Source organism: Frankia sp. AiPs1 (assembly GCF_023716945.1).
Classification (GTDB): Bacteria; Actinomycetota; Actinomycetes; order Frankiales; family Frankiaceae; genus Frankia.
In genome coordinates this window covers 1-10,065 of sequence record NZ_JAMQQF010000194.1, presented here as the reverse complement: position 1 = coordinate 10,065, position 10,065 = coordinate 1, and the positions used below count along the sequence as shown (strand labels likewise).

The following is a 10,065-nucleotide window of genomic DNA, read 5'->3' as shown; positions in this document are numbered from 1 at the left end:
GGTCGGCACCGAAGCGGGGGGCGGGCAGGGCGCGCCGGTCGACCTTGCCCGACGGCGAGAGCGGCAGGGCGGGCAGGAAGGTCAGCGTCGCGGGCACCATGTGGTCGGGCAGCACCGCGGCGCCGTGGGCGCGCAGGGCCGCGGCATCCGGCTGCGCGCCGTCGGCGAGCACCAGGTAGGCGGCCAGGTACCGGCCGCCGGGGCCGTCGGTGCGGGCGGCCACCGTGGCCTGGGCGACGCCGGGGACGGCCAGCAGGACGGACTCGATCTCACCGAGCTCGACCCGGTAGCCGCGGATCTTGACCTGGTCGTCGACGCGGCCGAGGAACTGCAGCGCACCGGACGGCAGCCGGCGCATCAGGTCGCCGGTGCGGTAGAGCCGCGCACCGGGCGGGCCGTAGGGGTCGGCGACGAACCGGCACGCGCTCAGGCCCGGCCGGTTGAGGTAGCCGCGGGCGAGCTGCGCCCCGCCGATGTACAGCTCGCCGGGCACGCCGAGGGGGGTCAGGCGCAGGTTCTCGTCGAGGACGTGGCAGGTCGTGTTGGCCACTGGCGACCCGACGGGGACGGCGCCGACGACCCCGACAGCTCCGCCGACTCCGACGACTCCGACGGCTGCGGCCCCCTCGGAGGCGGCCCCCTCGGAGGCCGCGTCCTCGGAGGCGGCGTCCACCGGGTGCAGCAGGGCGCCGACCGTCGTCTCGGTCGGGCCGTACTCGTTGATGACGGCGAACCGGTCGTCGAGCGGCCGCTGCCACTGGTCGAGGGCCTCGCCGCGCAGCTCCTCGCCGGCGATGACGAGGGTGCGCGGGCCCTCGTCGGCGAACCGCACCGACGACAGCAGCGGCAGGTGACTCGGCGTGATCTTGAGGAAGGTGGCGGCGCCGGCGGCCTGGGCGATGGCGTCCGGCGAGTCGGCGCACAGCTCGACCGCGCCGCCGCAGGTGAGGGTCGCCAGCAGCGGGGTGACCGAGAAGTCGAACGAGATCGAGGAGTGCATGAGGGTGTGGCCGGCCAGTCCGGGAAAGCGTGCCACCGCCCAGTCCAGGTGGTTGGCGAGCGCCCGGTGGGCGACGACCACGCCCTTGGGCACCCCGGTCGACCCGGAGGTGTAGATCACATACGCCGGGTGTTCGGGCAGCAGGGGGGTGACCCGGTCGGCGTCGGTCAGGTCGCCGTCGGGCAGTGCGCCCAGGCGCGCCCGGGTGTCCGGGGCGTCGAGCAGCACCGCGCGCAGGTCGTCGACGGCGGGCAGCGCCCCCTGCCCGGCTGCGGTGGTGAGCAGCAGGACGGGCCGGGAGTCGGTCAGCATGAGCCGCACCCGGTCGGGCGGGTAGTCCGGGTCGACCGGCACGTAGGACGCGCCCGCCTTGGCGACGGCGAGCACCGCGACGACCATGTCGGCGCAGCGCGGGATCCCCAGCGCCACGACCGACTCGGGGCCGGCGCCGTGCTCGACGAGCAGCCGGGCCAGCCGGTTCGCCCGGCGGTCGAGCTGCCGGTAGGTCAGCAGCTCGCCGTCGGCCAGCACGGCCGGTGCGTCGGGCGTCGCCGTCGCCTGGGCGGCGAACCGCTCGGGCAGCAGCTGCGGCGCCGGGACGGCGGCGGTGTCGTTCCACGCGACGAGGAGCTGGTCACGCTCGGTGTCGCTGAGCAGCTCGACGTCGCGTAGCACGACGTCGGGGCGGGCGAGCACCAGGTCGAGCAGCCGGTCGAGGTGACCGAGCAGGCGGGCGACGAGGGCCCGGGCCGGGTCGGTCGACGGGTGGTTGGCCTCGACGGTGACGGTGTCGCCGTCGATCTCGACGGCGAGGGTCAGGTCGAAGCGGGCGTCGTCGCCGGGCACGTGCCGGCGCCGCGCGGTGAGCCCGACCGCCCGGAACGGCTCCAGCATGGAGGCCCGCAGCGAGAGCACGATGCCGAACAGCGCGGCGTCGCCCCGCGCCCGCTCGGGGTCCGCCGCCCGGGCGATGTCGTCGAGGTCGACGTCCTGGTGGACGTAGGCGGCGAGGCACACCCGTCGGGCCTGGGCGACGACGGCGGCGAAGGTGTCCGCGTCGGCCAGGCGCAGCCGCAGCGGGATCGTGTTGCCGAGGTAACCGACGACCTCGGCGCCCCCGTCGACGTCCCGGTTGACGACCGGCACGCCGATGACCACGTCGCGTGCCCCGCCGTAGCGGCGTAGCAGTACGGCGACGGCCGCGGTGAGAATCATGAAGGTGGACGCACGGTGCTCGCGGGCGGCATCCCGGAGCCGGGCGGCCATCCCCGCGCCGAGCATCCGCGTCTGGTCGACGCCGCCGGAGCCCCGGTCGGCGGCGGTGAGCTCGGGCAGGACGAGCGGCTCCGGCAGCGGGGTGAGGACGTCACGCCAGAACGCGAGCCCGGCCGCGGGATCCTCCGTCGCCGGGCGCAGCGCCACGTCGGCGAACTGCGGCGCGGCGGGCAGGACGACGGACGGTTCGGGCAGGAGCGCGACCAGCTCCCCGAAGAAGATTGCCGTGGTGCTGTCGTCCCAGGCGATGTGATGGGCGACGACGATCAGGGTCAGCGCCTGCGGGCCCGTGGTGAACAGGCCGAGGCGCAACGGGGAGTCGGTGGACAGGTCGAACGGGGTCGCGGCGAGCGCGGCGCACAGCTCACCCGCGCGGGTGGACCGCTCGCCGGCAGGAAGGTCGGTGAGGTCCCGCTGGTCGACGACCGGCGCGAGCACCGGATGGACCACCTGGACCACCTGGCCGGCGCCGTCCATCCGGTAGGTCGTCCGCAGCACGTCGTGCCGGGCGACGACCGCCTCGGCCGCGGCGCGCAGGGCGTCCGCGCGCACCGGTCCGGTCAGGTCCAGCGCGAGCCGCACGTTGTACCCGGTCGTGCTTGGGTCGAGGTGCTGCAGCGACCACATCCGGCGCTGCCCGGCGGACAGCGGCCGGTCACCCCGGGTGGACGTCCCCCCGGCGGACGTTCCCCCGGCGGACGTTCCCCCGGCGCTGCCCGGCGCCGAGGCCGAGTCGGGCGCGGCGGCGGCGGCTGAGGCGGAGGCTGAGGCTGAGGCGCGATTCGGGACGGGTGCGGAGGCGAGGCCCTGTTCGGCGAGTCGTCGCCGGGCCAGCTCACGGCGTAGGGCACGCGGGTCCTTCGCTCGCTCGTCGATGCTCACGGCGCGGCCGTCCGGCCCCGGTCGTCCCGCGCCATTACCGGCCCCTCGCTGTTCGTCGGGTCGAAGAAATGACCGCTGTCGTCGTCGAACGGGCTCACGGCCATGCGGCCAACCTCCGAATTCATCGCATTCGGGCATGCGGAACCAAGCCGTTGGCTCTGTGCGTCGCAACGGCGAAGAAAGAACGGATCAGAGAACGAAGTGGCGCAGGGGAAAGCCCAGGTTCATCTCGGTTGGGCGGACACGAGGACGGCCCTGGGCGCTAAGATCGGCGTCGCCTGGGTGGCATGCCTCCGGGCTTCGCGGGGATCGGGCCCACCGAGGCGGTGAGCCGGTGCAGCGCGCAGCCGCGGGTCGGGTGTGTCCCGTGGGCGTGACACCTCCCATCAGCGGTGGCAAGCGGCGCGCGTCGATAAGGTTAGGTTTAGCTAAGCTGGTGCCAGCTTGCAGTCCGTCACGCCTTCTGTCAAGGGAACGGCCCCTGTCGACCCGGGCCGCGGGCAGCGCCAAGGGCCCTGCACGGCCGGTCGAAACCGCCGATCCGCAGGTGTTGGCGGCCAGCCCGGGTAGGCGGTGACGAGCCGACGGCCTGTCCATGCCACGCGATCCGGACCAGCGAGGCGTGGACGTCGATACACAGCGTGACCACGGAACTCGGGATCGCCATGACCCGGCGCCTCCGAGACACCGGAGTTCGCCTCCGACGGCGTGGCGCGGTTCCGCGGAACCGCGTGATCAACACGCTGGGACGCAGGCTGCGATCTTCCCGTATCCCACCGATCACGCGCAGATACGGAGATCGGTCCGCGGCCGTCCCCGGCCGGCGGGTAGCAGGCCGGGGCCGGCGGCGGGGCCGTCCGAGGAGGCGGCGGCGCGGCGCGATGCCGGCGCCGGCGTCAGTGGACGACGTCGAAGACGCACTTCTGCAGGCCGTTGGCGTAGACGCCGTGCTCGACCAACGTCAACTTCTGGCTGTCCTTGTCCGTGGCGCTGAACAGGCGCTTGCCCGCGCCGAGCAGCAGCGGGAAGACGAGCAGGTGGTAACGGTCGATCAGGCCCGCGTCGGACAGGCCGTGGTTCAGTGAGGCGCTGCCGTGGACGATAATCGGGCCTCCCTCGGTCTCCTTCAGGGCGGCGACCTCGCCGAGCGAGCGCAGGATCGTGGTGTCACCCCAGTTCGAGACCAGGCCGTCCTCGGTGAGGGTGGTCGAGACGACGTACTTCGGCATCGTCCTGTAGTCGGCGAACTCCGCCATGGCCGGCCACACCGGACTGAACGCCTCGTAGCTGACCCGGCCCAGCAGCATTGCCGTGGCTTCCTGCTGTTCCCGCCCCTTGATGTCGAAGGCCTCGGGGAGGAACTCGATGTCCTTGAAGGTCCATCCCGAGTTCCGGTAGCCGGGTTCGCCACCCGGCGCCTCCACGACGCCGTCGAGCGAGAGGAAGGCGGTGCTGATCAGCGTACGCATCCAGGTCTCCGTGAGGTCTCGTGTCCGGTGGTGGGGACATGAAAGCGTGTCGGCAGCGCAGGTCACAGCGGGGGGAGTCGCGCCTCGGCCGCCGGGCACGGCCTCCACCAGGGTTCTGGCGTCGGACGCGGACGCCGCCACCCCGCCCTCGCACGGAGACGGGGACGGGGTGGCTTGTCCGGTGCCTGCGGTGCCTGCGGTGCCTGCGGTGCCTAGTGGGTGATCGGCGCGACGTCCAGGGTTCGGGTGTGCTCGGTGCGCACGGCGCTCAGCTCGTTCGGGTTGAGCCCGAGCAGCGTGAGGATGGTCGGCGCGATCGAGGTGGTTTCGACCGGAGCCGGGTCGATCCGGCCCGAGTGGGCACCGGCACCCGAGACGACGAGCGGAACGTTGCGGTCCTGCGGGTCCGCGCCACCATGCTCGGCGATCTTGCTCGTGCCACCCGTGTAGACCACGCCGTGCGCGACTGTGCCGACGACGTCGGGATGGCGGGCATCACGCGCCGAGGCGCCGAAGTAACGGGCGGCGGCACTGCCCGCATACGCCGTGGTGAGCCCGGAGGCGGGCAGCGTGCGGCTGGCGCCGCTGATCGTGGTGCCGGTGGCGTCGTGGGAGAGCAGGAAGGCACGCGCGAAGTCGGCGGCGGCCTGCGACCGGTCGCTCAGCCACAGCTGCAGGATGTCGTCGTCCGTGGAGAAGGCGACCAGGTCGGCCGCGCCGGGGTGCGCCTTCGCCCAGGCCGCGTTCAGCGCCTTGATGACGGCGCCGTCGTCGATGCGGGTCAGCGCGTTCGGGTCCGTCGGCGACTGGCCGTGCTTCGCCGACAGGATGATCGCGGTGCTGTCCGCCTGACCGGTCCGCGTCAGCTCGGCGATCAGGGCACCGACCTGGTGGTCGACGAAGTCGAGCGCACGAGTCAGCAGCGGCCCCGGCTCGGTGCCACCTGGTAGGTAACCGCCGGTCAGCCCGTCCGAGCTGGGCAGCTTCTGCGCGGTGGAAACCGTCTGGAAGTTCATCCCGAAGATCGCCGGGGTCGGGACCCGGTGGGTGCGACCGTGGTCGTACCCGTCGATCTCGTTACGGACCGCGGTCACCTTGTACGCGTCGTACTGCTCGGTGGCCGCGTTGTCCTTCGTCCAGTCATCGCCGCCGGGGTAGCCGAGGGCGGTGCTGTTGATCTCAGGAGTGAACAGGTCCTGGACGCCGGTGCCCGACGGGCCGTTGAGGATCTCGTAGGCGGGGTGCTTGTCCGACCAGGCGGTGCCCAGCCCATGGGCGCGGGCCACCTCGAAGACGGTGTTCGCCGTGAGGTAGGAGTGCGGGTAGACCGGCTTGCAGGTCAACGGGTCGACCGGAAGCGCCTTCGGATCGAGCAGCGTCTGGGGCGACCCGGTCATGGACAGGATGCTGCCGGGCAGCCCGGCGAGACCCTGCCCCGCGTCGAGGGAGCTCTGGTCGCGGTCGGCCGCCTCGGTGAACGCGACCTCGGCGCCCGGCTTCACCCCGGCGCAGGACGTCGTGCCGGCGGGCAGCAGGCTGTGGTTGAAGGTGTCATCGTAGTAGATGCCCGTGGTCGCCGGATTACCCCCCGTCACCTGAGCGATCAGTCCGGGGAACGAGTCGGACGGCACCGGGGTCGACGCGTGGGTGTACGAGACGCCGGCGCCGACCAGCCCGGCCAACGCCGAACTCGGATGCGTCCCGACATATGCGCCGAGGTCCGCCTGGTGGAGTCCGTCCACGGACAGCAACAGGACGTGCCGGGCCGGGGACCGGGTGTGCTCGGGTGACCCGGCCACCGCGGGCGTGGCCGCCGAGAACGCGACCAGTCCGGACAGGGCCAGCCCGGATGCCGCCATCCCGACTGCCCGTCGGGTGGGAGAACGGAACACGAATTCCTCCTCGAACGCACCGGACCATACCGGCGCGCTCCGTATTGCTAGCCCGCCCGGATGGCCGATCGTCGACGCCCGGGAGAACCCGGGGGTAAGAATTCCCGCGCGTTGTGCCGAATTTCCCGCCGTTTCCCATCCGGCACCCAATAAATGGCTGCCCGAGGTCTTTCACACGGTCTTCACATCAGGATTTCTGTAGTGGGAGACGGTCGACACCAGGCCGCCCGAGGCAGGCCCGCTCCCGATCGGCGGCCGGCACCCGTCAGGTCACCGAGGCGGGCGGGGGTCCGTCTCCCACCATGGCCGCATGAGCGTCGCGCCCCCTTCGGCCTCGTCCAGCAGCCGGTCCGCCTCGCGGGCCTCCCGCTCGTCCACCCGCATCCAGCGCACCATGAGCACGGCGACGAAAGGCAGGTCCGCCACCTCGCCGACAGCCCACAGGATCGCGCCGGCCGTGTGCTGGTCGGTCAGCGGCGCCGGCCCCCAGGAACGATGCAGCGCAAGATAGCCGACCGGCGCCAGCAGGTGAGTGCGAAACGTCAGCACGCCGCCCGGAATGCTGTCCAACAACAGCTCCAGGAAACTGATGAACAGCGCGGCGGCCGCGGCGATCCCGGTCACCTGTGCCGATTCTTCTATCAGCGGCACCGCGACGAGGAAACCCAGCGCCAGCAGCGCGATCTGCAGAGTGTGATAGATCGGCTCGCTTCGCAGACTCGCTCCGAAGATTCCGGTGAACACCACGACGGAGGTGATGACCGGCACCAGCAGCGCGCCGAAGATCGGACTGACCGCGCCGCGCAGCAGTCGCACCCGGCTGACCCGGCCCCCGATCCCGCGCAGCCGGTCCGAGGCGACAGAGCGGACCAGTTCGACGGGCCGACCGCAGGTCAGCAGCACAGGTGTGATCATGAACAGGCCGAGGACCTGGACGATGTACGCCGAGAACAGGGCGTGCGCGTAGGCGCCCGGCCAGGCCATCGTGAACACCAGCAGGCTGAGCAGGCCGGGGCCGAAGAACACCACCGTGCGTCGGACGGGCCAGCTCTCCCCCCGCCCGGCACGTCGACGCAGTCCGTAGGCGTACCCCGCCGCGGCGATCCCGATCAGGGCGCAGGCAACCGGATCGACGTGGAACGTCGCCCACGGGTGGGACGGCGACGACAGGGCTGCCGTCACCCTCGGTGACGGTGGCCCCGGCACTCCCGCACCCTGCAGCGACGTGAAGACCTGTCCCGAACCCATCCAGGCGCCCCCTGCACGCGGCCGCGTTCCCGAGCACCGCGTCCCGCGGCCCTTCGGCACGCTACGCCCAGGCCCCCCTCAGCTGACGCGGGTGTGGGCGTCGCGGGTGGCGGGGCGCGACCCGGCTGGCCCGATCGAGCCGATGATCAGAGCACCCGCCGGGCGGTTGCACGGGCCCGGGAATGATCACGGCGAACGAGAGCGTGCGGGGCACGACGCGGGCCGCTGGCAGTGGACGTCGCGAGGGCGGGCGTGGCGCCGCTGCGCGGTACCGCCCACTGCAGGCTGTCACGCAGGGCCGGTCGCCACACGCCGAAGTCGTGGCTACCCGGGCGCAGCCGCAGGACGACGTCGAAACCCGGGCGCCGCGACAGGGTGGCCGCCATGGTCCGGGTGTCCGACAGCGCCTCGTGGTCAGTGCGCCCGCTGTCCATCCACACCCGCATCGGCGGGTACGGCGGCAGGGTCGACGCGTAGAGCGCCGGGGTGTTGGACGCGGCGACGAGCCCGAGATCGGGCCGGTTGCCGAACAGGCCGGCCATCCCCCCGTCGTGGGTGGGCTTGTCCATCCCGGACATGTCCACGATCGTCGCGACGAGATCACGGTGGCGCAGCCCGAGGTTCAGCGCGCAGAAGCCGCCGGCGGACATCCCGGCGAAGATCCGGTCGGCCCGGTCCGCAATCGCCCGCAGGCGGGCGTCGACCGTGGGGATGACGTCGTCGACCATGTAGGTCTCGATGTGCTCACTGGGCCGGTCGACGCACTCGCTGTCGTCGAGCCAGCCGTGGCTGAGACGGGGGGCGACGAGGATCGCGGGCCGGCCCTCGCGGGCGAGCAGCGCGCCGATCTCCGCCGCCCGGTTCGCCCGGTACCAGTCGACCGGGGCGCCCGGCGAACCGTGCATCAGGTAAACCACCGGGAAGCGGGCCTGCGGCTCGGTGAAGTACTGCGCAGGCAGGTAGACCATCGCCTCCCGGACCCCGAAGCCGCTGCGGACCCCGTTGACCTGAAGATCGATGACCGACCCGTTCGGGTGCGGCCGCGGGGCTGCCGCAGCCGCGGCCTCGCGGACCGACGCCGTCGGCCACGACCTGACGCCGACGACGTCGTCGACCCGGGGCAGGTAGCTGTAGTGGGCGTTGACCAGATCCGCCACCGTCGCCAGCGTCAGCACCACCGACAGCCCCGCCATCGCGACCGTCACCACCCGTCCCCGGCGGGCCAGCAGCACGCAGCCCACCCAGGACAGCAGCGCAAGCCCGGCCAGCGACAGGATGAACCACTTCCCGATGACGACCAGCGATCCCAACGTCCACCCCTACCCGGCAAGAAGACACGTGTCAGTGGACTCCTCGACGGGCGCTGTGTCAGGTCCGTTCCACGGACTGGTCCGCCACGAGTAGATCCTGCTGTTGAACGTGCACGGAAGGGCTGTTTGATCCGGATCATGGCGTCTTGTCCGCGACGGGCCCTCGACCTGACGCGCACGACCCCGAGGGACGATCATCCCGGCCGTCCGGACCAGGTGGCGGCGCCGGGACACCGTCAGGTGAGCAGGTCGTGCACTGCCACCGGGCGGAGGCCGGCCGTCTGCAGGTTCGCGACGATGCGGGGAAACGCGGCGACGGTGCCCGGGTAGCCGAAATGCATGCTCACGATGGAGCCCGGTCGGGTGCCGGCCCGCACCCGGGCGACGACGGCGTCCGTTCCCGGCGAGGTGTAGTCGAGCGGGTCGACGTCGAAGTCGACGACCGTGCGATACCCGGCGGCGCCGGCCTCGGTGAGGATCAGCGCGGTGGCGGTGCTCGTGCCGGAGGGTCGGAAGTAGCGACCCTGGGTCGGCGCGAGGCGGGCCAGTACGTCCCGGCAGCCCGTGATCTCGGCGGCGACCTGGTCGGCCGGCAGCGCGGTCAGGGTCGGGTGGGTGTAGGTGTGGTTCGCCAGTTCGTTGCCGCTCGCCAGGATGGCCGGGACGAGATCCTGGTGGGCGTCCAGCCATCGGCCGACGGCGAACACCGTGATCGGTACGGCGAGCCGGGTGGCGTCGGCGAGCAGCTGATGAGCCAGGGAGAGGTCCTGGCCGGTCTCGTGCGGGCCGAGGTGGAAGGTGAGCGCGACCCGGGGCCGATCCCGCGGACCGTTGGTCACCGCCACCGCGCTTCCCCCCGGCACCAGGCCCGGGCCGCCGGGGTCCGCAGCCACCGCGGACGCCGCGGCCGAGGACGAGGCGGAGGACGCGGACGAGGCGGACGAGGACACGGCTGACGGGCCGCCGCCGGCCGCGGCGGTGGGCGGCGA

The 10,065-nt window shown here is 72.5% G+C and carries 6 protein-coding genes; all 6 read right to left on the bottom strand.

Features of this window, described 5'->3' with window-relative positions; translation table 11 throughout:
• A partial coding sequence (locus tag ND748_RS17265) for an amino acid adenylation domain-containing protein (protein ID WP_251746829.1) occupies positions 1–3,157 on the bottom strand: 3,157 nt, incomplete at its 3' end.
• Positions 3,158–4,053: 896 nt separating this feature from the next.
• Positions 4,054–4,626, bottom strand: coding sequence for a dihydrofolate reductase family protein (locus ND748_RS17260; protein ID WP_251746828.1), 573 nt, complete (start codon positions 4,624–4,626; stop codon positions 4,054–4,056).
• A 212-nt stretch (positions 4,627–4,838) separates the two neighbouring features.
• Positions 4,839–6,485: an alkaline phosphatase family protein gene (locus ND748_RS17255; protein ID WP_285902267.1), complete on the bottom strand. Its 1,647-nt coding sequence runs from the start codon at positions 6,483–6,485 to the stop codon at positions 4,839–4,841.
• A gap of 303 nt (positions 6,486–6,788) precedes the next feature.
• Positions 6,789–7,766 (bottom strand): cytochrome c oxidase assembly protein, encoded by a 978-nt coding sequence (locus ND748_RS17250; RefSeq protein WP_251746826.1) that lies wholly within the window; start codon positions 7,764–7,766, stop codon positions 6,789–6,791.
• Between the two features lie 146 nt (positions 7,767–7,912).
• Positions 7,913–9,076 carry an esterase family protein gene (locus ND748_RS17245; protein ID WP_251746825.1) on the bottom strand — a complete coding sequence of 388 codons (1,164 nt, stop codon included), beginning with the start codon at positions 9,074–9,076 and terminating at the stop codon, positions 7,913–7,915.
• 236 nt (positions 9,077–9,312) lie between these two features.
• Positions 9,313–10,065, bottom strand: a 753-nt coding sequence (locus ND748_RS17240) for a polysaccharide deacetylase family protein (protein WP_251746824.1), incomplete at its 5' end; no start/stop codon positions are given.